The following is a 25,876-nucleotide window of genomic DNA, read 5'->3' on the forward strand; positions in this document are numbered from 1 at the left end:
GTGATATCAAGGGTTATGACATAATGTAGAAAGGCAGAGTTCCAGCTTCAGCTATTCTCATATTAACAGTTACGGGTAAGATACTCACGCAAAGCCCAGACACAGCGATAGGTGTTACCACAGATAAAATGGTCGGTATTGAATTTGATGATAGAGAGTTGCAATCATGTAATTTTTGGGTGCTAACATCCTCCTGTGGGGCTATTTGCGGTTTGGTTTTTCTTACCATTGTAATATCATATGGTATAGTACTCAATTAAAAAAATTCGGAATCGGGTGAAAGTATGGTACTGACAGACAAGACAGCTCCTAAAAGTTAAAAACACATACTACTACTTTTAGGAGGATAATCATGAATTCTAACAAAATAAATTTGGAGCAGTGGAATCGCAAAGAACATTTTGAACAGGGAGACAACATACAACTGGCTGTTTTAAGCGAGGATAAAGTAATGATAAAACAAGAATTGAAAATAGAGGGTATCCCGGCAATTTTGTGGGGTGGTAAATCAGATAAGATATTTATAGCTATCCACGGTAATATGTCAAACAAGGCAGATGATGCGATCGTTATATTTGCTGAAGAAGCAACGGTACAAGGGTATCAAGTCATTAGTTTTGATTTGCCTGAACATGGTGACCGCAAAGAAGAAGCATACGCCTGTAAAGTTCAAAATTGTGTTCATGATCTTGACATAATCATGCGTTACACACAAAAGCAATCGGATGACATCAGTATCTTCGCTTGTAGCATGGGTGCGTATTTTAGTTTGCTTGCTTATAATAATTTCCCACTTAAACAATGCCTGTTTCTTTCTCCAGTGCTAGATATGGAGAGAATAATCAAAAATATGATGACATTTTTCACACGAAGGAGCAACTGCAGTTTTATAGGCAGTGGTTGAAAGAACATTTATTCGCCAAATAAGCATAATGGGAAGCAAGGAGTTTTATCTCACTGCTTCCCATTTTGCATACCATCCAGCGCTGTTTTCATCTTCTATAAGCTAAAAGCAAATTGCTGGGCAGTCGTTATTTGAGATTGGGCGACGATTGAAGCATGTGAAAGAGAATGACTTGGTACATGATGAGTGGGAGAAGTGGCTAAAGACAGTCGATTTTACTCCCAGAACAGCACAAAGAATGATTAAAGCATTTGAACAATTCGGGAATGCGACGTCGCAACTGCCAGTCAGAAAAATATTTGAAATGCTCTCCTGCCTGAATCAATTGACCGTCTGGAGTTTGTTAATCATCAGGAGCATACCATCCCTTCAACTGGTGAATGGAAGACAGTGGATGAAATGACTGTGCGTGAGGTTAGAGAAGTTAAGTTGAGTTTCTTCTATTATATACATGAACCAACTTGATAGAGTGAAAAAACATGAAAATAACACTTCCACTCCGCGATTCTTGTTACGATTCACGATAGAGATTTGCTGTTTTTAAAAACATAGATAAATAAAGGGTATTTCGAAACTAGATTTTGAACAATTTTATTTATAAAAACTTAAATATCCCTTGAGGCATCAAGCTTTTTTGCACATTATTTCTCGATACCTACGATTGAAGTCGCGATGCAAAGCAATTCTTCATAAATCCCTTTGTTTATCTGCATTTTAGCTATTTTTTCGATAGGTAACGATGTAAATATATTATGGTACAATTTTGAACCACAATGATTCAAAAAGCCATATGGAGTAAGTGTTTTATCATCATATTATCAATTTTGACGATTGAGCTTCGATAAGGGTGTCGATACAGGTCTTTTTCTATAGTGCGCTCAGAGTTGGCAATACCCCTATAATGGTTGACACAGCGTCAACATTGACTGGATGTACATCTATAAATCACACGAATTCGATATTTTCTAAGTTGTACATAGGGTTGTAACGCTGCGTAAAATGATAAACTTGTATAAACGAATATGTCGTAGAAGTAGACTTCCACGCAATAATCGGGTTATAATGTGTCGTAGAAGTAATTGATATGGAGGAGCTAAGTATGGAAAAATATTGCGTAGAAGTACTGTCATTCCTAAAAGAACAAGAAGCGCTTGGTAAGAGTGAGAATACTGTCCGTACATATATGAGAATAATGAATGCTTTTGTAAGCTGGATTGAACCCAATGGAGGAGAAGTGAATGACTTAACGAGATATGATGTGCAAGCCTATATAAAGTATTTAGAACAGGATGGAAAGAGCGCATCAACAGTAGATAAAGTGTTTGCTTGTTTGAGTGTGTATGCTCGTTTCATCTCACGACCTGATATTGTTGATCGGATTAAGCGTACTCGACCTCAAAGACAAACACAAACAGCCCCAAAGTCACTAAGCGACTTAGAACGTAAACGTATACTTCGTGAAGTTGAAAAGGACGGGATTTTACGAGATATTGCTATCATGTATGTTTTGATGCAATGTGGATTACGTGTATCTGAACTATGCTCACTCAACCGTAGTGATGTAACTTTGTCAGAACGTGGAGGGAAATTGATTGTACGCGAAAGTAAAGGTGGCGAGTCGCGTTCTCTACCGCTAGCTGTTGACGTGCGATATCATATCAGTAAATACCTTGACTCAAGGACGGATGAAAACGAAGCCTTGTTTATCAGTAATGAACGTAAACGTATTTCAGTTCGAACAGTACAGCATATGCTAAGTAAGTATGGAACACATCCCCATGCACTCAGACATACCTTTGTGCGTACCCTTGTTAAATCAGGGAATGATATTGCAGTTGTGGCTGAAATGGCTGGGCATAAAGATGTAAATGTAACGCGCCGCTATTCTAAACCAGATGAACAAGAAATGATTACAGCAATTGAAAGAGCATTCTCATAATAATCATGTGTACACTACGTACACACTGCGGCTTAGATGATTCATGTCTAGGCTTTTTTGTTTTTAATATCCACATATTTCCGCTTGATTAAATTAAGGGGGGATAGTTTACACCCAAAACGCCTATTAAATTTCCAAATAATGCAGCAGCACATCTAGCTCCACACTGAAGTTATTTTGCTTATGATGATTAAGCTTATGAACGGATTTGTCCGATGTTGGGGAATTTAAGTAGAGTAATCACTCTATATTCTAAATTTATCTCTAATAAAAATATTGATCGTAGAAAATATAGTATTTTCTTAGTGCTTAGGTTAAGATAAGTCCCCTGTTTAAGCACTACATGCTACCCGCGTACGTTCTTTAAAAGGTGATTGGAAATGGAATATAATGAGGAGGACGTAGCCCAAGCGAAGGCGCGGGAACGTTCTTTTTATTGAACTAACTGACAGGATAGTTCAATCGTTTCTCGAATATTTTCTGAATTGGATAATTTAATGAACTTTGTGAATATAACGTTATCTGAAAGATACGAAATAACTATTTTTTGAAGGGATGATTAAATTGAAGCAAGGGATATTAGTTTTTCTAAATGGAACTTCAAGTTCCGGAAAGACCTCCATATCGACTGAACTGATAAATCAGAAAGAGATCCTTTTTTATCATTTATCAATTGATGATTTTTTTAATAATTACTATGATTTTATTAATAATAAATTTCCAGATGATCCTCCAAAAGAAATAGATCATCAAGTTGTCTCACAAATACTTGATGATTCCATATTCTCAGTGTACCATTCGACAATTAAATTATTATTAGAATTAGGTTTTAATGTAATAGCAGATACCATAATCGACAATGACAAGAGGTTTAATGAGTTTCTTGATCAATTTTTCGATCAGCCTACGTTATTTATAGGTGTAATATGCTCGGAAGAAGAACTCATAAAAAGAGAGCAAACAAGAGGGGATAGACAGATTGGACTAGTAGCTTCACAGTTTAGCAAAATATATTGCTTTGATGAATATGACCTCGAAGTAAATACGGAAGAGATGAACCCAATAGAATGTGCCGAAAAGATATTAAGTTTTATTAAGTCCAATAAGAAATACTCGGTTTTTAAGAAATTAAGTAAAAGAAATGTTAGTGTTTCCTAGATGGCGTATCCATCAGATAACACCATATTCAAACATTGGGGCTATCGTCCCTCGGTCTGCCCGAGGGATTTCGGAATTAAGCTAACGGAGATTGTTAGCTCAATAAAGCAGCCGCAGTCTAAAACTTTATTTTTCAAGTCATAGGATGCGGCTGTCTTAACTTTGGGGTGAATCTAGTACTTATTTTTCGTAGTCTGCTGGTTTTGCAATTCAGAATCCTCGTAGGATCAACATAGTCGGTCTAAAACTTTATTTTCTTCGAACAAATATACCCCGGGGATGATTAAAATCAATTAGCCACTTAACATCTACAAATATCCCCATAGCACTTCCATTCCCCGACATAGCCTCGATACCATCCCTAATATCATTAAGGTTGCTTGTATGCCATACATCCATTCTAAGCTCAATCCATAGATAAATTATAATGGAATACGAACATAACTATTAATCTGGTAACTTGGTATTAATTGCGTTGTATTATGATTTTTCCAATAACTATACATCAATATGAGGACGATACTTTTAATCATATAATCATCGTAAACTATCCCAAAAGGTATCTATAGTACACATATGAAAGGTATATGATTTTATTCCAAAAGATGGTACAATCAAGAAAAATATTTTACTACTTGTTTCACAACTACATAATAATTTTAACTATGCATCGTATTATGAGTTCATGTTGAAAGGGTGGTTTATAGATGAAAATTACACCCACGATTAGAGCAGAATTGGAACAATATCTAAAACAAGAAGGCTTGAGTTTAACGCAGTTTGGGAATCTATCAGGGATGAATAGAGGAATAATAAGTAGTATTTTAGCAGGGAATAAGTCAATGTCTGTTAATCAACTTGACCTAATCACCAAGGCTATGGGTTTACCAGAGGGCTACTTTTACGATCTATTTATAGAAAACTATATCATCGACACGCCCCCGAATATGAGACGAATTGAGCCGTTTTTGTTTCGCTGTGCGGAATTGGACAAGCTGGATTCGATCCGTCGAGTAGTGGGAGCCATCATGGATAATCTGTTGTATTCACCCAAGCTATTTGAAATTGCAGAAGAATTGCTGGAACAGGGACGACATGAAGCCGCATTGCTGCTCTATGAAGGGGTAGCTGAAGCGGAGAGATATCAACATTCTGAACGTTTGGCAGTCTGCCAATATCGTATATTCACGATTCAAATCGGAGACGATCAAAGTCGTAATCTCAGGGCAGCTACGATATTTGAAGTTTTTGTGGAACGCCTAGATGATATAGAACAGCTTGATGCCTTGAAGGATTTGGCGAATGTGTACAGGTCTTTGCGCATGTGGGACAAGGTTGAGGAAATGGCTAAAAAAATGAAGGCGAAAGCAAAAATCCAATATTCAATGAAGCATAAACAAAAGAGCAGAGAACACAATGAGGTCATTAAGAAACTGAGCCGCCCAATGTTTGTATATATCACCTACGCTGATTTATTGTGTGCTGGTGTATGTGAATCACGTGAAGATTATGGACAGGCATTACAATATACGTATGAATACGCTAATTTAGATTGGGTCCAAGAGACAGATGAGAACACCCTTCATTGGGTTAAGTTATTTCAACATTGGGCGCAAGCTAACGTTATTGTGAACAAGCTTCTATCTGGAGATATGAAGGTCTTAAATGATTATGTAGAATATATTGCTGCATCGTCAGATACAACTGACCAAGATAGGGTTACCCAATTGTTGAACATTATGATGACGGCAAACCGATATCAGAAAGACGTAAATGATATACTTCAGCGTTTTGAAACGGAAGTTAATTCACTTTTGCAATTGCCTCAATTTAATGATATATATACTCAACATGTAATTCCAGAACAGTTTGCACGTCTGGGATACGAATTGGCTTATTATTATTTACATCGGGGGATATACAGTAATGGCTTTAAACATTTGGTGTATTCAATGGAGAAATATCATATACTAAATAATGAGACTTATTTTATAAAATGTATGGTGCTGTTTGAGCGTTATCGAGACTATGTAGTACCCGAAACTAAGGCAGCATATTTAAAGTTTATTGAAAAGGTGTGGATAGATGATGTTAAGAAAAATGGTGCTATTGATCTCCGCAATTAGTTTTTTGTTTATCGTGACTGCGCCTGTTCAGACTCATAGCCAACACCAGATTATCGTACTTTATGATCAACATGGGGGGGCTTAATATTTCGGACGAATAAGGAAAGAAAAAGCCCAGCTTTAAAAATACACTCCCTAGGATGGATATTGGATGAACCTAAAACAGGTTGAACCGATAATCTAAGGAGTGTATTTTTTATGTAATAGACAATTTAGAAGGAAGCAACCAGTATACAAATAAAAGTGCCGAGCAAAATAATTTTGGTCAGCAAAAAACACAGGCTGATATCGCTCAAGAACTTAATATCACGAAACAGCAGTTACATAACTATAAAAAACTTCTAACTCTTATCCCTGAATTGCAGGATATGGCTGAGGACTTAAGCCTTTAGACGCAGGCACAAAGGTGTCTAATTTCACATAACAATTAGGAATTAAGTTCGTTTTCCACAAATCGGAATAATGTTACTATGTCATAACGAACTCATGACTAGAGGTAAACTATGACAACTATTAAAGTGACACCTGAGCAGCTTATGACTGTCTCCAAGCAGTTTGAGTTAGCACAGCAAACGGCAACTCAAATGAACAGTAACTTAGTACAACAAATTTTATCTATGGGGCAGTTATGGGAGGGTATAACAAAGGAGCGCTTTTACTATTCCTTCCAGACCTCTCAAAAGAATATGAATGACTTTGTTACACTAACAGATTCTATTGCAAAAGAATTACGTCACCATGCGGACAAGTTTAGATTAGCTGATTTGATGGAAGCAGGTAACATTGACGCAAGCTGTTTACCACCTCCACCGAATTCATGTGCTACTCCTGCTCCAGATACACGAAATGCGTTCCAGAAATCGGCAGATAGCTTAACTGAACTAGGTCAGGATTTTGTAGACGCTAATTCAGTACGTTATGAGAAAAAGTTTGATTCGGTTTGGAGCTTCTTAGATTATATGACATATGGTATTCCAAAAGGAATGTACCAAGGGTACATGGAACGGGCAGCTAAACAAAACGATTCGTGGAATGACATGCTCAATTTCGGTACATTTGGAGTAACGGGTATGATTCAGGGAGCATTCAATCCTAACAATGCCTGGTCAAAGGAACACTGGGCTAATATAATCGGTACAGCAGGATTGTTTGGAGGAGTTAGTTCTGTAATCAAACCCAAACTTGGATTGAAATCATCCATTAAGTATGAGATTCCAAAGAACAATACAAATTCAAAATTGGGTAATTCAATAGAAACTGAACCTAAAACAGAAGTACAAACAGGTGGAAGAAACGATCTTTCAATTGATGAATATTTTCGTAGAGAAGCTGAAGCAGACGAGATGTATGATCAAATCAGAGCTTCTGATAGTGATGATGTAAGAGCAATAGCCGAAAATTCTGGAATGAAAGAAAGTAGAGTTCAAAGAATCAAAGAACATGTTTTCATAAATGAACACATAAAGTCAAGTGGTTATGGCAGATTTCATTCTGATTACGAAATAGCTCAAGCATGGGAAAGATTACAAAAAGGATTACAAACAGAAAAAGATATGGATTTGCTTAATCATGAATTGTTTGAATCCAGATTTGAGGGTATATTTAAAACAGACTATGAGACTGCTCATAAAGCTGCGGTAAGGTCGGGGCGTCCATGGGAAATAGACTAGAGGAGATTTTATAATGGGAGCATTTGTTTTACTTTTTAAAGAACATGAGGATGAGAATGTAGTTATTTATAAATATGGCCCAAATGAACACATTATGGGGAAAATTCAATTAAATAAAGAGACTAAGTTGTTCTCTGAAATTGAACCTTTACCAGATCCGAGTCATTCAAATAAATTTTATTTCGATAGGGCTGCACAACGGATGGCACGTTGTTTCATTAAAGAAGGTGGTATATTTCCCGACAAGATGACATTTGAATCATAAAGTAGCTTCAAGAATACGAACCGAGCTTGCTCCTTGGGCAATAAAATGGGAGTAAGCTTTTTTTATAGTTATCCAATCTGATAAAGGGGATAATTTTGCATACACCTTAGAATTAAGAGACGATATTTAAAAAGGATAATCTTTAATTAGGCAACTAACTTTGTGATATAGTTAAAGTATACGGAAGGGACGTGAATGATATGAAGTTTGATACATACTCAAAATTATGGGAAGAACAGAATAGTCTAATGAGACTGTTCGATAAAGCTCAATTACCATCGTTGCCTGTTGAATCGTTTAATTCTATTACACGGTTGGTTGAACGCAATAACTTTCAACGCATGATCCCTCAATTCGGTGAAATGCTCAATAATTTCAATCATGATGGACTGTTTAAAGAATGGGAGGCTATATCTAAAATTTCAACTCAAATGCTGTCTTTGAATTTTAATAATCACAGCTATATTGATAACCTCACTATTGATTATTTGGATGGCTTTGTTGATGCTATTGAAGAAGTATTACCTGATATTGTTGAGGAAGAGCAAAGAGAAGAGATAAAGGAATTAACTTCAAATTATCGTTTTTTCGATTGGAACGAAATTACTTTATCCAAAACTATTCCTTGGATTATGACCTTATTAGCTGTATTCCTAACATACTATCTCAATCATAACTTTAGTAATAGTGAACCAGCATCAGATAAATATGAAGAACTTGAGCAACGAGTCCACCAACTTGAAAGCAATGATCGTCTAAGACAATCAATTGAGAATCTAACGACTGATTTACAAAAGTATAATAACAATGGTGAAGAGAAGATTCAATAAAATAGTGAATTTTTACGACATAAGCTTAATAGTAAAAAAACGCCAATAAAGTTCCCGGGAATTACCCGAAGTTGGGTGTCCTCTTTTTACGGATGCCCAATTAGCTATGGTAGTCGTCATATCCGAAAATCAACCGTGATAAAATAGTCATGTATGGACACTTGAGAGATAAGCCTGTACTTTGAGTTGATGAGTGTTGCTGATAGTAATAGTGAATTTGAATGTAATCTGCTCGGCATAAAGGAGACTCAAATTTTTTCTTCATTATATGCATTATACGTTTCTGATATTCACATGCTGATGCACACGCACAATTCCTGATTGTAAAAAATATTTCGATTTACTGTTGACAGATATATTCCCATGATATACTATGGGTATATCAACCAGAGCATGACAGACTTCAGTTGAAATTACAATGAAAAGGAGAAAAAAAGTGAGGCGAAGGTGAACGAACCGAAGGAAATGAAGTTGAGCAGTAGATGACAATACATAAGCTTTACCAAGGACAAAATTAACAAAGTAGATTCAAATTACAGCAAGTAGACAAGATGGATACTAGATTAGATAAAATATTTTTTGGATCGGCGAACTTAATATTGTTTATTTGCTTTATCTGGAATGAGCGTTAAGTTTATTTGTTGTGCCGATCTTTGAAAACTGAATTAATGATACACACTTAGGTGGACTTTCTTTGTTTCTGGGAAAGCTTTGTTTTTGTGTGCGCTTCATTATAGTTTGCTCAATTATGACAAGGCTTAAATCAGTTTTGGGAGCGGAATTTATATCGAGCTTGTGGAGCTTGATGTTATTTCTTATCTAATTATGATCTAAAGTTATTTGTTGTATGCTTTTTTGAGGAATTATAAAAAACGGGAGTAGTCTATATTCTATAGGTAACAATGTCATTAGGTTGAGTAAACTACCCGTTTATCTTTAAATAAAGATACTTATGTGCTGAGCAGAAAGGAGAAATTTTGACACAATCAACAAAGAAAAGAATTACTGTTTCAGATGTACTAACTGAACATATCCATAAATGGCAACGTGGAGACATTATAACAATCGAAGCTGGTACGGGTGTGGGTAAAAGTCACTTTATAAAAAATGAACTCTATCCCATAGCGAAGAAGGAGAGAGCTAGAATTCTTTTCTTCCTCAATCGAACTAGGCTAAATGAACAGTTTCGAGAGGAAATTAATCGGGATGGCAAGTCAGATGTAATCACAATTATTCTGTATCAAAAGTATGAATGGGAGCTACGAAAAAATAGTGCGATTGTCAAAGCAGACTATAAATACATAGTGTGTGACGAGTTTCACTACTTTCTAACTGAGTCAAGATACAACAAAAACACAGAAGATTCATTCTATGCGATGATCAATGAGAAAAGTAAGATAAGAATATGTATGTCTGCAACTGCGGACGCTATGATTGCTTTTTTCAAGTATAAGGATATACAACACGAAAGCTATTCTATTCCTCATGATTACAGTCACATCAAGGAATTAATTTTCTATCAGAATGACAAAGTGTTGGAAAAGTTTCTATGTCAAATACCCAAGAATCACAAGGTAATCTGTTTCACAAATAGTTCAGCTAAGGCGTTCAAACTACATGATACATTTAAAGATTCCATGTTTGTGTGTTCGCGTTCTGGAACTGCTTCAGAGAAAAGATACATGAACAAAGAACAAGTTAGTAAGATGCTGATTGATGAAAAATTTGATGAACAGTTTGTATTCAGTACATCCACCCAAGACAATGGGATCAATCTTAAAGATAAACAGATTAAATATGTGATTGCCGATATTATGGATGTAGATGTTCTGATTCAGTGTCTAGGACGAAAAAGAATCATCGACAAAACTGAAACAGTCACTGTAATCATTAAAAATATATCAAATAAAATGTTGAAGAAGCTGATCAGAGATTGTGATAGACAAATAGAGCCAGCTCTGTACCTACAAGAACATGGAGCATCAAGTTATGTACAGAAGTATAAGAAGCAATCAAATCGAATTATATATGATCGTCCAGTAAATAATGAAGTTGGATATGATAAAGCTATCAATGATTTGATGTTCTTTAAAGAAATCTTTGACAAGCAGTTTTTTGAACAAGTAGCCAGTGAAGAAAACGGATATATGAACTACATAAAAACGAAGCTCCAACAAGATGCATATACAATATTAGATGATACATATGAAAAAGCTGATATTACAGATTACTTAGATTCAATTATAGGTACACGTTTATACAAGGAAGAACAAGCAGAACTAATTAAAAAAGTAAACTTGCGCGATGGAAGAGGTAGGCAACAGAAAGATGTTGAACAGTTGAATATCTACTTTCAAAAGAATAGTCTACCATACAATATCAACAATGATTCTAAAATGAACAAGGACAGAAGAAGACGATTAGATAATGGTAATGCCAATCCAAACTATAACAAGAGGTACTGGATATTAGCTAAACATATGGTTTTTGACTAATATGTTGCGTCCAAACGGTGGAAAAATGCCTATATAGACACCCTTAAATCACAAAATTGATAAAAAATCCTTTGTTTATATAGCTTTTTGTGCGTCCAGAACATGGATAGTATACTCTCAAATTGAAAAAAATCAAAATAGGAGCAAAGGGGTGAATTGCTGAAAGCAAGAGGGGAAACGGTGACAAGCAATACTACTATGTAGCGTAGCGGAATAGTTTTATTGCCGCTGAGTTTCCCTTGCACTTAAAGCTTTTAAAGATCAAGGTCAAAAGACTCTCCGCAAGCGCTGCGCTATTGCTACGTCATCCAGTCACAAGTGACTGTCTGTAATTTAGATATTTTACACCTAAAGAGAAATCTATTTGCTTCTGGCTCAGAGTTCCTAAGAAGTAAAGTAGTAGAATGAATATTCTTTAAGAGTTTTTACAACAAACAGGAGGATGCGTCGAACAAAAAGCAAAATGAGAAAGACCACCATAAAAAGAAGGTGGTCTAGATTAGGAAATGTTAATGGGAAGTTGTAATGTTCACATTTAATGTTCCATCTATTTTTTTAGCATCAACTTTAGCTCCCAATACTTCGGAAACAATTCGCAATGGAACTTGAATGCGAGTTGCCGGACTTTGTGGTGCGACAAGCAAGGTTTTCTCTTCACCATTGACATACGCAATTTTGCTACCGACCGCTAATTTAATTACAGTTCCGTCTTTCGATTGAATGGTGACTTGTTGCAAAGCTTTGTTCCAATCTGTTACTTTGCCACCTAAATTTTCAGAAACAAAACGAAGAGGAACAAAAGCTGTATTTGTAGCATTATCAATATACGGAGGCGCATCTGAATTAGTTCCGAAATTAACAGGAACACTGTTTACCTCTACATTAATTGCATAACTATAAGGATGTTTTGTTGCACTGGCTTGTACGCTTAATGCAAGTGAAAAAATAAGAAATACAGATACTGTAAAGAATCTTTTCATGATGTATTTCTCCTTTATAATTCAAAGTATAATCAATTTACTGAAAAGACATATCTTTCTGACTGACCCGATGTAGTATAATCTATTTTTCCTCCATGAGTCCATACATCGTTGCTTAATCCGGAGACACTACTTGGGTAAACTGAACTGGAACTATTGTTAGTTAGAAATTTCATATTGTTCCAAATAGCAGGTGTAGTGTATCCATAGTGGAATGGGCTGGTGGTTGAAGTGGCAGAACCCATAGCTATTGCAGTTAGCCGCTTAACTGATCTACCTGTACTTCCTAACCCATTAAATCTAACAACATAAATATCCGAGTAATTTATTTGCTCTCTAATGGTGAGAGTTGAGTCTGTTGAGTAATAATATACTTTATAGCCGTTAATTTTGTCACCACCATAGAACTTTTTAGTTGTATCATAATAATATTTTCCACTACTAGGTTGTGGTATGCCATTGGTATTTCCTGAATCAACAGTATGATTTGATTTTGCATGGAACATTGGATACCACCCAGCTGGAGTAAACTGAGAAGCAATTCCTTCAAATCCAACTTCAGCTACTCCATCAACACCAGTGTATAAGTAGGCCGCCTCTGAATATTTCAAAGCATCAGTGATATTATAAGTTGGCAAAACAACAGAGTCTGCAACTACGCCATTATATATTTTATTAGTGTTACTAGCGGGGGTTTGAAGGCGATGGAATGCCCCTGTTTCTTTGCCAGCTGTGTTTCCTTGATTACCTAAGTAAGATTGTGTAGAGATTCTTTCGTTTGGTTCAGTTCCGTATGTAGATTCTGTAGTTGTGATTTCTTTTGTTTCAAAATTTGATCGGATATCGCCTTTATCTGAGGAAGTTGCGTTAATTAATTCTCCATCTGAATCGAAATCTAGAAGAATAACTTCAGCATCCTCCAATTTTTTGATGTTTTCCTTTGTGGTTTGACTAATGCTAGAACTTTCTGTGATGTTGTCTAAAGTTTTATCGAACTCCTTATTGCTCATAGTTGACATACCTTTTGCAGCACTAGATGCGCCTTTATCTAGCAAGATTTCTTGTTCAATCGCTTCTTTAATATACTGGTCATAGTTGTTGGGGGTGGCATTTTCTTGGGCATTCGCCATTAAAGAAGGGATTGATGCAGATAGGAGCAAAACAGATAAAGCAACTTTAGCTACTTTTAACATAGTATATCCTCCTTGATATTGGATTTATATAGTAAGCTGGCCAGCATTACTTCTCAAAAAAACTTACTGAAAAAGTATAATATGAATAAAAATATATAGCAAGGAAAAATTTTGTGATTATTTACTAGTATAAAACATAGATTTTACCATAATACATACAAAAGGATGATAAAGTATGAGTAAGTTATATGAGCTTGGGGAGCAGTATAGAGTATTTAACAATTTTGTAGATTCTGCGTGGGACAATGACGATTTAACGGAAGATGATTTGCAACTGTATATTGAGACACTAGAATCTATTGAAGATAAGATTAGTAATAAGGCAGAGAATATCGCTAAGTTCATGAAAAACATCGAGGGAGATATCAAAGCCTTAAAAGAAGAAGAGGATCGTTTGGCTAAAAAACGCAAATACCTTCAGAACAAAGTAGAAGGATTAAAGAGCTACACTCAAGCTGTATTAGAAGTAAATAAGATTGACAAGATAGACGCAGGTCTATTCAAGGTTAGACTACAAAAGAATCCTCCATCCATCCATTAATATTGTGAATGAAAAAGCTATTCCAAATACATATAGAGTCCCACAACCCGATATAACGATGAACGTGGTCGTAATATCGGTCATGCGAACATCAAATTTGTAGAACGTGGATGGACGATTTCGTATCCTGAACTGTCAAAACTGTTGATTAAGCTAAACGATGTTGGACTAAGTGAGAATGAGATTGAGTAGCTGACTTCTTTTACCCGTTTTATATTCTTTAATGAGGTGTTTATTATGGAAGGTAAAAAATTTGTTCTTATGCTTTTACTTTTTTGCTTGTTCGGTATTATAGGACTAATCGCTTTAATGTATGGATTCCTCTGGTTAGTTTTCAACGGATAGTTTATAAAATTGGCATTTTACAATCGGTTGTTGTATTAAGAAGTGAGCATATACATACAAGTTGCTTCACACAGATGAAAACGTTGGTTTAAGGGCAATATGATTTAGATTAGTCCGAAGGGAAGGGCAATAAATTTAGAAGCTAAGAAGACAAGCTAGACTCTATACATAGGAAGTTGAGAAATAGCGCGGCAAGATTTATGAAGCAGTTAAACAAGGAATGGAATAGGACAAATTAAAACATACATAGGAGTATTTTGAGGTGAGCGTGATGACTAAAACGATGGAAAGCGGAAGAGTTATGATTGGTGTGACGGATATTATGCGTAAGATGGGAATCGGACGAGATAAGGCATATGAGTTAATTAAATCCAAGCAGTTCTACACCATAAAATTAGGAACCAGATATCTGGTGCATGAAGATGTGTTTGAAGACTGGATGAAAGGTCGGTTATAGCTGATTACAAATAGGTTATAGGGAGGCTTTCATGTGGTATGATTACTTTTAGTCACATGCTTGACCTCCTTTCTTATTGTCACAAGAAGGGAGTTTTAAATGGCAGAACCTTTTGTTAATGAGAAGACAAAAAAATGGGATTTTGTTTTTGGTTATTACGACGAAACGGGGAAGAGGCGGCAAATCCGCAGAAAAGGCTTTAAGACAAAACGCGAAGCAAATGATAAGATGATTGAGCTTCAGAATGATGTGAAGAATAAAGAATATATCAGGAAAGATAACACTACACTCAATGAGTTTATGGATTACTGGCTGGATAACATCCGGGTTCATGAATGTGGCGAAACAACGCTTTACAATAACAAGTTATATTTCAAAAATCATATTAAGCCTAAATTCGGAAAAGTAAAGTTGCAAAATTTTGATTTATTGAAATGTCAAAATTTCGTGAATGAGTTGCACAAGAAGAATTTTGCGAGGAATACAATAGATCGCATTACAACGATGGTCAAAAAAGTATTTGATAAGGCGATTGAATATGGCTTCATCAAAGAAAATCCCATGCGAAAAGTGACACTTCCCAAGCGAGTAAAAAAAGAAATGTCTATTTGGACGTTGGAACAAGTGAATCATTTTCTCCAATGTACCAAAGAAGATCGTTATCATTGTGTTTATGGACTCGCTTTATTAGCAGGAATGAGGCAAGGGGAGATTTTAGGGTTAAGATGGAAGGATATTGATTTTGAATCAAAGACAATTACCATCAGACAAACGCTTGCTCATTATGGAACTCGGATCAAATCTGGAGCTAAAACTACCGCCGGGGAACGTAAAATATCTATACCTAATCAACTGATTGCGATTCTTGAAGAACAGCGTAGGCTACATGAAGCTTACAAAGTAAAGTGGAAAAGAGAGTTTGGAGACGGTTTTATCGATATGGATATTGTTATTTTCAATTTAAAAAATGGTAAAACAGTGTTCCCTGCTAATTTGTCCAAGGCTTATAAAAAGGATGTTATAAGTGCCAAGCTTCCGCATATCCGTTTCCATGATATGAGACATACCCATGCGACGATGCTGTTAGAAAAGAAAATGAATGTCAAAGTGATTTCAGAGAGATTAGGTCACAGTAAGATATCTGTCACGCTGGATACGTACAGTCATGTACTTCCTAGTATGCAACAAGAGGTAGCCGATGAGCTTGAGCAGATGATCATATTGTGATTTTTGTGACCTTTTTGTGACCTCAAATGAGTTGTTGCTTAAAAACTGTTGATATACAAAGCTTTACTGATAGTTTACATCATGTGTGGTGCGCTGGATGTCGGATTGCTCAATGAACGGCTGGCGGATCGGAAAATTCTGGCCGCACGTGCTGTAGGGGTAAAAACACTAAAGGAACTGTTGGAAGCACCAATGGAGTCAGTGACGACGGAAGCTGAGCAACTTGGAATTAAGCCAGGGATGCCAGGCTATGAAGCATTATTGAAACTGGTGTAAGAAGCCTAGTAATAGTTGTTGGATAAAAGCAAAAAAGAAAAAGTTAAAAAACCGGGCGCTACGGCTCCGGTTTTTTCTGTGAAATTTTTCATTCTATCGAGTGGAACTATTTGAATTATATACGAAGTGTATAACCTGCAAGAACAATTAATCGGCAAACAAAGCGGTAAGGTTCTCGCTAAAGGGGGCTTGGACAATTCCTTTTTCGGTAATGATGGCGGTAATGTACTCATGTGGTGTAACGTCGAAAGCCGGGTTGTAGACTTTGATACCTTGTGGGGCAGTTCTTTTGCCAAAGCTCTCGGTAACTTCCTCCGCAGAACGCTCCTCAATCGGAATATCTGCGCCTGTAGCGGTCTGTAAATCAATGGTAGATAGTGGCGAAGCAACGTAAAAAGGTATACCATGCGCCTTCGCCAACACTGCCAGGCTATAGGTGCCGATTTTGTTGGCCACATCCCCATTAACGGCGACTCTGTCTGTACCGACAATGACTGCTTGCACCCATCCTTTAGACATCACCATGCCTGCCATATTGTCACAGAGCAGGGTGACATCTATGCCTGCCTGCTGAAGCTCAAAGGCGGTCAGACGCGCACCCTGCAATACGGGGCGGGTTTCGTCAGCAAATACTTTCAGGTGGATTCCGTTCTCCTGAGCCAAATACATAGGCGCGAGCGCTGTTCCGTATTTCGCTGTTGCCAAGCCGCCTGCGTTGCAATGAGTGAGTACGCCCATCCCATCCTCGAACAGAGGTAAAGCATGGATGCCGATTAGGCGGCAAACTTCTTCATCCTCTGCCTGAATGGCTATAGCTTCACGCTCCAGCCCTGCATTCCAGTCTTCGATCTGGCCCACCTCAGCCTCTGTGACGAGTTCGCCGGCTCGCTTCTTCATGCGGTCCAGAGCCCAGAACAGATTTACGGCAGTCGGCCGTGAGGTAGCCAAATGTCTGCACACCGCGTGTACATGCTCCAGCCACTCAGCAGCGTCATTGCCGCGATAGGAGGTAGCCCCCAGCACCACACCGTAGGCTGCGGCCATCCCGATGGCGGGGGCGCCCCGTACCTTCATGGCATGGATGCCATCCCACACTTCTTCGGTGGTGAATAAATCCAGCATGACTATCTTTTCGGGCAGTAGACGCTGATCCAGCATGGACAAGTGGTTTCCCTTCCACACCAGTGAAGTTAGAGCCTGTCCAGACACAGTTGCTTCATGGGAGGATGCGGGAAGAGATTCTTTATTTTCACTCATATGCGTGATGCTCCTTTAGTTTGGGTCGCTGTTGCTGTCCGAACAATGTCTTCTAGTTCCCGGATCGAATGAAGCTCGCGATTGCGGAGAACCAAGGCTTTTCCGATCGATAACGCGAGACGTTCCGCAGCTTCCTTAATATCAGGATCGGCAATGGTATCGATATCCGCCACATGCGACAGGCTGATGATCCGGCGGATCACTTTGCACCCTGCAAAGCCAATCGTATCTTGCAGTACTTTCTGGAGGTATAAGTCCTGATATCCGGGTGTACGTGCCAAATGATCGGTGACGTGCTCGTTCCACAGTGTACGAAACCTGCTCTCAAACTGCTCCCATACTTGAATGACAGTCTCCAGGAGCCAGTCACGTCGTTCCTTTAGCGAAGTCTCGCTAGAAGTCCATCCGGGCTGTGCTGCGTAGTTCAACAGCAGATTGGCGATGACTGCTCCGATATCAAACCCCATGGGGCCGTAATAGGCAAATTCAGGATCAATGACTTTAGTCGATTCAGCTGTTACAAAAATACTGCCTGTATGAAGGTCGCCGTGTAGCAGTGCTTCTGTTCGTGTCATAAACTTTTCTCGCAGCAAAGCTACTTCCAGATGAAGCAACTGATCTGTACGGAGTGCCTCTGCTTCGTCTTCAATGTACATACCATAGTTGTTATTATCTGAAAATCGGTAGGGTTCATCCAAAATCAGATCCTCAGTTATTTTGCAGAGTTCAGGGTTAATAAAGCGTTTAACCAGCTCTTTTTTAGCCTGCTGATTCATGCCCAAATCTGAGGTGAAAAAGAGCGTGCGTGCCAGAAATTCGCCAATATGATTAGCAAAAAGAGGGTATGTGTTGCCTTCAATTAGCCCCTTACGCATGATTGTGTGTGAGCTAAGATCCTCCATCACGGTTAACGCAAGCTCATCGTCATAGCCTAGTACCGCAGGAACCAATTCGGGGCAAAGCCGGTGCTCCTGCTGAAGTGCCTCGCGTTCAATACGGGCGCGATCCAGCGACAACGGCCAGGATTCACCCACAATTTTTACATAGGGAAGTGCCTGCTTGGCAATGATACTCTTGTTAGATTTGGAATCTGTAATATGAAAAACCAGATTTAAGTTGCCATCGCCGATTTCTCGGCATTCCAGATGAGCTTCCTGGCTAAAAAATCCGGGAATGTTCTTCACGAATTCGATTGCTTCTTCGGTCGTTAAGGGATGATATTTGGACAATGAGGTCACCTCCGTAAATTGCGCACATGTAAATGGTAAGAAAAAAAATCACAATATTAAACCAAGTATTTTGATAGGATAGAGAAAGTATAACGAAAATCACTGAATTTTTGTACATTTTTTTTATGATGGATTGGAAGAGGTGGGCTTCTTCTTTTTGTTTCGTCTCTGTATAGAAAGGGTAAATATGAAACAGACGTCCGGCAGGTGATATTCAAATGCCCGCTGGCGTCTTACCGTCAGCAGGGACGGTGATGGATACGTAAACGCTTCTGAAAGTCAATTTGATGAAAAAGGAAGGGATTTATGATGGCTAAAACAACAAGTAACTCGAAAAATACGCAAACCAAATCGGTGGAGGAACTTTTAAACCGTCAAGTCGCTAACCTCAATGTGTTATATGTGAAAATTCATAACTATCACTGGTACGTGAAAGGCTCCAGCTTTTATACACTCCATGTTAAATTCGAAGAATTATACAATGAAGTGACATTGAAAATGGATGAGATTGCCGAGCGCTTGCTTGCCTTGAAAGGTTCTCCTTCCGCAACATTGAAGGAATACCTGGAGCTGTCCTCAATTCAAGAGGCTACCGGTAATGAAGATGCTCCAAAAATGGTGCAAACCCTGATTGAGGATTTTGCGACGGTATGTGAGGAGTTTCAGGAAGGTATCGAATTGGCGGAAAGTAATTCCGACCAGCCTACTGCAGATTTGCTGATCGGCTACAAAGCAGATTTGGAGAAACACATGTGGATGCTTCGCTCTTATTTGGGCTAACTCATCAGGCTTTCGCACTAAAATAACCGCTTTACATGTAAAACGCTACTGACGTCAAGCTGTCAGTAGCGTTTTTATGGCTAAAAAAGAGATTATGTATCCCATGGTTTTTGTACTACACTATAACTATGTAATCATTCGAAGGATGTATTTTGCCATTTGTGTGATTGGTAGGATGAACATTTTATGAAGAAAGGTGGATAACGTGCGTCTGTTGGTTGCACCCTTAAAGATATTTATTATAAAATAACTTGAGAATCATTGAGAATCAGTTTAGAATGATTATAAATAAATTTTTAATTATTACATTTGCTTGAAATCAGGGGGCTCCCCTGTTTAAATATCTTTCTGATTTCGACACCACACTACATTTTTTGGAGGGTATTGCGAATATGGCTACAAACTTTAAGATTGAAGGTCTCAAAGCGACCATTGAAGGTAAAGAAATTTTGAAGGGGATTAACCTCGAAATGAAGGGCGGAGAAATCCACGCCATCATGGGTCCTAACGGAACGGGTAAAAGTACGCTCGCATCTGCTTTGATGGGTCATCCTAAATATGAAGTCACAGATGGCAAAGTAACTTTGGATGGAGAAGACGTGCTGGATATGGAAGTGGATGAGCGTGCACGTGCAGGATTGTTCCTGGCGATGCAGTATCCAAGTGAAATTGCAGGGGTAACAAACTCCGACTTTTTGCGTAGTGCTATCAACGCGCGCCGTGAAGAAGGACAAGAGATTTCCCTGATTAAGTTTATCCGCCAAATGGAAGGCAAAATGAAAGAGCTTGAAATGAATCCTGAGTTTGCTCACCGTTACCTGAACGAAGGTTTTTCCGGTGGTGAGAAAAAGCGGAATGAAATTCTGCAAATGATGATGCTTGATCCCAAAATTGTCGTTCTGGACGAAATTGACTCCGGTCTGGATATCGATGCTTTGAGAATCGTAGCTAACGGCGTAAACGCTATGCGTTCTGAAGACCGTGGCTTCCTTGTGATTACTCACTACCAACGTCTGTTGAACTACATCAAACCAGATTATGTACACGTAATGATGCAAGGACGTATCGTTAAATCCGGTGGTCCTGAGCTTGCTGAGCGTCTGGAAGCGGACGGTTACGACTGGATCAAGGAAGAGCTGGGTATCGTTGATGAAACTGTAGGACAAGAGGCGTAAGCCGGAAGCGAGGAGGAAAACTGATGACAACACAAACAATCCTTCCGGTAGATTCCGAGCAACTGCGTGTTCTGTCCGAACGTAATGGCGAGCCATCTTGGCTGGCCGAAGACAGACAAAAAGCACTTGAGCTTGCAGGCCAACTGGAGCTTCCGGTATTTGAAAAAACAAAAATCGAACGTTGGAATTTAAACGATTACGGTCAACATAAATTGAGCGAGGTCATTGCATCTGTAGGCGAGGTTCCTACAGCCATTGCTGATCTGGTTAAAGAACAGCAAGAGGGCGGTCTGATCATCCAGCGCAACTCCGGTGCGGTATACGTGAAGCTGAGCGAGGAATTGGCGGCGCAAGGCGTCATTTTCACGGATTTGCAAACGGCGGTCAAAGAGCATGCTGATTTGGTCAAAGCTCATCTGAACACTGTTATTAAGGCTGAAGAAAATTCATTGTCGGCATTGCATGCAGCACTCTGGAACGGTGGAGTATTTGCTTATGTGCCTAAAAATGTAGAACTGAACGTACCGCTTCAAGCTGTGTTCCTCACGGATGATGCGACTGCAACTTTTGCGCCGCATGTGCTGCTCATAGCTGAAAACCATAGTTCAGTGACGTACGTAGACAACTATGTATCTGCAGATTTGGCGGCACCTGTTCTTCATAACGGTGCGGTAGAAGTGGTTGCGAATGCAGGCGCTAAAGTACGCTACGCGACAGTGCATCAGTTTGGAGAGCAAGTAACGGATATTTCCATTCGTCGTGCCACGCTCGGAAATGACGCTGCTATCGAATGGATTGTAGGCGAAATGAACAACGGCAATACAGCGAGCAATACCATGTCTGTGCTCAAAGGCAATGGCTCCAACTCGGATGCCAAGGTTATTGCTGTAGGTTCTGGTTCACAAAAGCTGAACTATACGACACAAGCACAGCATTTTGGTAAAAATTCCTCTAGTCAGATGATTACACGCGCAGTTATGCGTGAAGAAGCATCTTCCATCATTAACGGAATTACGAAAATTGAAAAAGGCGCTACCAAAGCAGACGGTCAGCAAACGGAGCGTGTACTGATGCTCAGCCCGAAAGCACGTGGTGACGCTAACCCGATCCTGTTGATTGATGAAGATGATGTAACGGCTGGACACGCAGCCTCGGTTGGTCAGGTTAACCGTGAGCAAGTGTATTACTTGATGTCCCGCGGAATTAGCCGTGCAGAAGCTGAACGATTGATTATTTATGGCTTCCTGGCACCTGTCGTATCTGAAATTCCGCTCGAAGGACTTCAACATCAGCTGCAAAGCCTTGTTGAAAGGAAGTTAGGCCAATGAACACTGCATTGATCCGTGAACAATTCCCGATTTTACATCAGGAGATTAACGGTCATCCGCTGGTTTATTTGGATAATGCGGCCACTTCGCAAAAGCCGCTAGCGGTCATCGAGGCGATCAAGCACTATTACGAGTTTGATAATTCGAATGTACACCGTGGTGTGCATACCTTGGGTAGCCGTGCTACGGATGCTTATGAAGGTGCGAGGGAGAAGGTAGCCCGTTTTCTGAATGCCAAGCGCAGTCAGGAAATCATTTTTACACGCGGGACAACAACCGCGCTGAATCTGGTGGCTTCTTCTTACGGTAGAGCTAACTGTAAGGAGGGTGATGAAATTGTCATTACTCCGATGGAACATCACAGTAATCTGATTCCGTGGCAACAGGTAGCCAAAGCCACTGGTGCGACTTTAAAATATATTCCGCTTCAAGAGGACGGTAGCGTTGATCTTGCAGACGTGGAGAAAACCGTCACAGAACACACAAAAATTGTTGCGATTGCGCATGTCTCCAATGTGCTTGGCGTTGTGAATCCGGTCAAAGAGATTGCTGCTATTGCACATCGCAAAGGTGCAGTTATCGTTGTCGACGGTGCACAAAGTACGCCACATATGAAAGTAGACGTGCAAGACATAGATGCTGATTTTTATGCTTTCTCTGGTCACAAAATGTGTGCTCCTACAGGAATTGGTGCACTCTACGGCAAGAAGGCGTTGCTGGAAAACATGGAGCCCGTTGAGTTTGGCGGTGAAATGATCGACGATGTGGGATTGTATGAATCCACATGGAAGGAGCTACCTTGGAAATTCGAAGGTGGCACCCCGATTATTGCTGGGGCAGTTGGCTTGGGAGCTGCCATTGATTTTCTGGAAAGCATCGGACTAGACGCCATTGCACAGCATGAGAGCCGTCTATCGAATTATGCACTCAAACGTCTCCGTGAAGTGGAGGGTTTGACGATCTACGGACCTGCTGAACGTCATGTCGGGCTTGTAACATTCAACTTGGATGATGTGCATCCGCATGATGTAGCTACTGTACTGGATAGCAAAGGGGTGGCCATACGTGCGGGCCATCATTGCTGCCAGCCATTGATGCGCTGGTTGAAAGCCAGTGCAACTGCACGTGCCAGCTTTTACCTCTATAACACGGAAGAGGATATCGACGCTCTGGTCAGCGCCTTAATCCAAACGAAGGAGTATTTTGGCGATGCAACTTGATGACTTGTACCGACGCGTGATTATGGATCATTATAAAAATCCGCGCAATCGCGGACGTTTTGAGGACGATGCTGTTACAGTGGATTTGAATAATCCTACGTGTGGTGACCGGATATCCCTTCAACTCAAAACGAAAAACGGCGTAGTCGAGGATGCCCGTTTTACAGGCGAAGGCTGCTCGATTAGTATGTCCTCGGCTTCGATGATGACAGAAGCGGTCAAAGGAAAAACGATTGATCAGGCCTTGGATATGGCGAGTCGCTTCTCCTCTCTGATGAAGGGCGAAGCGGTCGAATTTGATGATTATGAAGAATTGGAAGCTTTGTCAGGGGTCAATAAGTTCCCGGCTCGCATTAAATGTGCGACATTGGCTTGGAACGCGCTGCGCAAAGGGATTGACGAAGATAAATAATTTAAATAGAACAGAGGAGGTTTGAGAAACATGGCCAAGAAAGCACCGGAAATGGAAGAGTATAAGTATGGCTTTCGTGACGAGCACAAGTCCATTTTCCAAACAGGTAAGGGTCTCACTCCGGAAATTGTAAAGGAAATCTCCAAAATTAAGGGTGAACCGGATTGGATGTTGGAGTTCCGTCTGAAAGCATTGAAGCAATTTGAAAAAATGCCAATGCCAAAATGGGGCGGAGACATGGATGAACTGGATTTCGATGATATCCAGTACTATGTAAGACCTTCCGAGAAGCAAGGGAAAACGTGGGAAGAGGTTCCTACAGAAATTAAGGAAACCTTTGATAAACTGGGGATTCCTGAAGCGGAACAAAAGTTTTTGGCTGGTGTATCCGCACAGTATGAATCCGAGGTTGTCTACCACAGCATGCAAAAGGACCTGGAAGAGCAGGGTGTCATTTTCATGGATACCGATACAGCGTTGCGTGAGCATCCTGAGATTCTGAAAGAGTATTTTGCCACAGTCGTACCTCCTGCGGACAATAAGTTTGCGGCCCTGAACAGTGCGGTATGGTCAGGCGGTAGCTTTATCTACGTGCCTAAAGGTGTGAAATGTGAAGTTCCATTGCAGGCTTACTTCCGTATCAACTCGGAAAACATGGGTCAATTTGAGCGTACGCTCATTATTGCTGACGAAGACAGCTTTGTGCATTATGTAGAAGGCTGTACAGCTCCAATTTACAGCACGAACTCGCTGCATAGTGCTGTGGTTGAAATTATTTGTAAGAAAAACGCACGCGTTCGTTACACAACGATTCAGAACTGGGCACCAAACATTTACAACCTGGTAACTAAACGTGCGGTTGCTGAAGAAAATGCAACGATGGAATGGGTTGATGGCAACATCGGTTCCAAGCTGACAATGAAGTATCCTGCCGTTGTATTGAAAGGTCGTGGAGCGAAAGGGATGGTCTTGTCCATCGCTGTTGCAGGCAAAGGCCAGCATCAGGATGCAGGTGCGAAAATGATCCACTTGGCACCAGATACTACATCCACCATTGTATCCAAATCGATCAGTAAGCACGGTGGTAAAGTAACGTATCGCGGATTAGCTTCCTTTGGTCGTCAGGCTCAAGGTGCAAAATCGAATATTAAGTGTGATACGTTGATTTTGGATAATCACTCAACTTCAGATACTATTCCTTATAATGAGATCATGAATGACGATATTACACTTGAGCACGAAGCAACGGTGTCCAAAGTATCGGAAGATCAACTCTTCTATCTGATGAGCCGTGGTCTGACCGAAGCTGAGGCAACACAAATGATCGTTATGGGCTTCATTGAGCCGTTCACCAAAGAACTACCGATGGAATATGCGGTAGAAATGAACCGCTTGATCAAGTTCGAAATGGAAGGTAGTATCGGTTAAAACGCGGTAACCCTTGGTGAGACAAGGTACTTGAGGTAATTAAAGCTGTTTAATCCGAGTCGTGCCGATTTTGTGCCGACTCGAATTTCCTTTTAAATGTAGAAGGCGAACTTTTTAAGTTCGTCTTCTTCTTTTTTTCTAATGCCATGTGAAACCAAAAATTTATTGTTAGGACTGCAGATAATCGCCTAGCACGTAACTATGCTTGCTTAATAGGATATTGTAAAAACTGCAAAACATAAGGAGGCAGGCAACGGATGCAGAAGAATAAACCTGTAGTCAAGAAGAAAACAATCTCAGCTAAACAGACACAGAGGCATGTACATGAATTTGAAGGTAGTACCAAACTGGCTGAAGCAGGCGCAGACCGACATAACCACCGCTTTGCAGGTGTTACTGGGCAAGCGATTCGAGTTGGAAGAAGTCATGTCCACGAAATTGATCTTACGAAAACTGATTTTGTGAACCATTTTCATAATCTGAGAAGGATTAGAACAGGACCAGCTATTCCAGTCGGAAATGGAAAACACGTACATTTCGTTACGGGCCAAACTACATTAAATGATGGTCATGTACACCAGTTTAATTTCGCAACATTGATTGAGGAACCTCTTGTTTAATGAACGATGGTTTGACTGAAG

At 39.6% G+C, this 25,876-nt stretch carries 22 protein-coding genes and 2 pseudogenes; 20 read left to right on the plus strand and 4 right to left on the minus strand.

From position 1 onward, the window contains the following. Positions 1-451: 451 nt before the first annotated feature. From ACUC6J_RS07855 to ACUC6J_RS07895, 9 genes and pseudogenes are all read left to right on the plus strand, one after another. Positions 452-865: pseudogene (locus ACUC6J_RS07855) on the plus strand (alpha/beta hydrolase); the annotation flags it as partial. Positions 866-1,061: 196 nt separating this feature from the next. Then, positions 1,062-1,307: a DUF3102 domain-containing protein gene (locus ACUC6J_RS07860; RefSeq protein ID WP_447250031.1), complete on the plus strand. Its 246-nt coding sequence runs from the start codon at positions 1,062-1,064 to the stop codon at positions 1,305-1,307. Positions 1,308-2,003: 696 nt separating this feature from the next. Further along, the gene (locus ACUC6J_RS07865) at positions 2,004-2,843 is read left to right on the plus strand and encodes a tyrosine-type recombinase/integrase (protein ID WP_447250032.1); all 840 of its coding nucleotides are present in this window, start codon (positions 2,004-2,006) and stop codon (positions 2,841-2,843) included. A gap of 564 nt (positions 2,844-3,407) precedes the next feature. Beyond that, positions 3,408-4,001 (plus strand): chloramphenicol phosphotransferase CPT family protein, encoded by a 594-nt coding sequence (locus ACUC6J_RS07870; RefSeq protein ID WP_447250033.1) that lies wholly within the window; start codon positions 3,408-3,410, stop codon positions 3,999-4,001. A gap of 707 nt (positions 4,002-4,708) precedes the next feature. Then, positions 4,709-6,127, plus strand: a complete 1,419-nt coding sequence (locus ACUC6J_RS07875) for a transcriptional regulator (RefSeq protein ID WP_447250034.1) — start codon at positions 4,709-4,711, stop codon at positions 6,125-6,127. Positions 6,128-6,630: 503 nt separating this feature from the next. After that, the gene (locus ACUC6J_RS07880; RefSeq protein WP_447250035.1) at positions 6,631-7,797 is read left to right on the plus strand and encodes a WXG100 family type VII secretion target; all 1,167 of its coding nucleotides are present in this window, start codon (positions 6,631-6,633) and stop codon (positions 7,795-7,797) included. Between the two features lie 13 nt (positions 7,798-7,810). After that, on the plus strand, positions 7,811-8,062 hold the full coding sequence (locus ACUC6J_RS07885; protein WP_447250036.1) for a hypothetical protein: 252 nt from the start codon (positions 7,811-7,813) through the stop codon (positions 8,060-8,062). Positions 8,063-8,262: 200 nt separating this feature from the next. Next, on the plus strand, positions 8,263-8,892 hold the full coding sequence (locus ACUC6J_RS07890; RefSeq protein WP_447250037.1) for a hypothetical protein: 630 nt from the start codon (positions 8,263-8,265) through the stop codon (positions 8,890-8,892). A 977-nt stretch (positions 8,893-9,869) separates the two neighbouring features. Further along, positions 9,870-11,387 carry a hypothetical protein gene (locus tag ACUC6J_RS07895; protein ID WP_447250038.1) on the plus strand — a complete coding sequence of 506 codons (1,518 nt, stop codon included), beginning with the start codon at positions 9,870-9,872 and terminating at the stop codon, positions 11,385-11,387. Positions 11,388-11,896: 509 nt separating this feature from the next. On the opposite strand, the gene ACUC6J_RS07900 is transcribed toward ACUC6J_RS07895, so the two are convergent. Both ACUC6J_RS07900 and ACUC6J_RS07905 read right to left on the minus strand, forming a co-directional pair. After that, positions 11,897-12,367, minus strand: a complete 471-nt coding sequence (locus tag ACUC6J_RS07900; protein WP_447250039.1) for a copper amine oxidase N-terminal domain-containing protein — start codon at positions 12,365-12,367, stop codon at positions 11,897-11,899. 32 nt (positions 12,368-12,399) lie between these two features. Beyond that, positions 12,400-13,560 (minus strand): hypothetical protein, encoded by a 1,161-nt coding sequence (locus tag ACUC6J_RS07905; protein WP_447250040.1) that lies wholly within the window; start codon positions 13,558-13,560, stop codon positions 12,400-12,402. Between the two features lie 175 nt (positions 13,561-13,735). Between ACUC6J_RS07905 and ACUC6J_RS07910 the strand changes: the two genes are divergently transcribed. The 4 genes and pseudogenes from ACUC6J_RS07910 to ACUC6J_RS07925 all read left to right on the plus strand — a co-directional run. After that, positions 13,736-14,101, plus strand: a complete 366-nt coding sequence (locus ACUC6J_RS07910; RefSeq protein ID WP_447250041.1) for a siphovirus Gp157 family protein — start codon at positions 13,736-13,738, stop codon at positions 14,099-14,101. A 616-nt stretch (positions 14,102-14,717) separates the two neighbouring features. Continuing rightward, a complete protein-coding gene (locus ACUC6J_RS07915; RefSeq protein ID WP_013309546.1) occupies positions 14,718-14,903 on the plus strand; it encodes a helix-turn-helix domain-containing protein in 186 nt (61 codons plus the stop codon). 99 nt (positions 14,904-15,002) lie between these two features. Beyond that, entirely contained in the window at positions 15,003-16,130 is a 1,128-nt protein-coding gene (locus ACUC6J_RS07920; RefSeq protein WP_447250042.1) for a site-specific integrase, read from the plus strand. 75 nt (positions 16,131-16,205) lie between these two features. Then, positions 16,206-16,406: pseudogene (locus ACUC6J_RS07925) on the plus strand (YunC family protein); the annotation flags it as partial. Positions 16,407-16,553: 147 nt separating this feature from the next. Here ACUC6J_RS07925 and mtnA read toward each other — a convergent pair. Continuing rightward, complete coding sequence (mtnA, locus tag ACUC6J_RS07930; RefSeq protein WP_447250043.1) at positions 16,554-17,663, minus strand: S-methyl-5-thioribose-1-phosphate isomerase; 1,110 nt, start codon at positions 17,661-17,663, stop codon at positions 16,554-16,556. Continuing rightward, a complete protein-coding gene (mtnK, locus tag ACUC6J_RS07935) occupies positions 17,660-18,892 on the minus strand; it encodes an S-methyl-5-thioribose kinase (RefSeq protein WP_447250044.1) in 1,233 nt (410 codons plus the stop codon). Before mtnK ends, mtnA begins: the two co-directional genes overlap by 4 nt. A 309-nt stretch (positions 18,893-19,201) precedes the next feature. Here mtnK and ACUC6J_RS07940 point away from each other — a divergent pair, with 309 nt between their 5' ends. From ACUC6J_RS07940 to ACUC6J_RS07970, 7 genes are all read left to right on the plus strand, one after another. Next, entirely contained in the window at positions 19,202-19,672 is a 471-nt protein-coding gene (locus tag ACUC6J_RS07940; protein WP_013309551.1) for a Dps family protein, read from the plus strand. A gap of 392 nt (positions 19,673-20,064) precedes the next feature. Next, positions 20,065-20,847, plus strand: a complete 783-nt coding sequence (gene sufC / locus ACUC6J_RS07945; RefSeq protein WP_017425928.1) for a Fe-S cluster assembly ATPase SufC — start codon at positions 20,065-20,067, stop codon at positions 20,845-20,847. A 23-nt stretch (positions 20,848-20,870) separates the two neighbouring features. Next, entirely contained in the window at positions 20,871-22,175 is a 1,305-nt protein-coding gene (sufD, locus tag ACUC6J_RS07950; protein ID WP_447250045.1) for a Fe-S cluster assembly protein SufD, read from the plus strand. Continuing rightward, positions 22,172-23,395, plus strand: coding sequence for a cysteine desulfurase (locus tag ACUC6J_RS07955; protein ID WP_031463200.1), 1,224 nt, complete (start codon positions 22,172-22,174; stop codon positions 23,393-23,395). The genes sufD and ACUC6J_RS07955 overlap by 4 nt, the downstream gene beginning before the upstream one ends. Beyond that, positions 23,385-23,807, plus strand: a complete 423-nt coding sequence (gene sufU / locus ACUC6J_RS07960) for a Fe-S cluster assembly sulfur transfer protein SufU (protein ID WP_045243944.1) — start codon at positions 23,385-23,387, stop codon at positions 23,805-23,807. The genes ACUC6J_RS07955 and sufU overlap by 11 nt, the downstream gene beginning before the upstream one ends. A gap of 30 nt (positions 23,808-23,837) precedes the next feature. After that, complete coding sequence (sufB, locus tag ACUC6J_RS07965; protein WP_447250046.1) at positions 23,838-25,235, plus strand: Fe-S cluster assembly protein SufB; 1,398 nt, start codon at positions 23,838-23,840, stop codon at positions 25,233-25,235. A gap of 257 nt (positions 25,236-25,492) precedes the next feature. Beyond that, positions 25,493-25,855 (plus strand): YmaF family protein, encoded by a 363-nt coding sequence (locus ACUC6J_RS07970; protein WP_016819591.1) that lies wholly within the window; start codon positions 25,493-25,495, stop codon positions 25,853-25,855. The last annotated feature ends 21 nt before the right edge of the window (positions 25,856-25,876 follow it).

Source organism: Paenibacillus sp. JJ1683, from assembly GCF_053006485.1.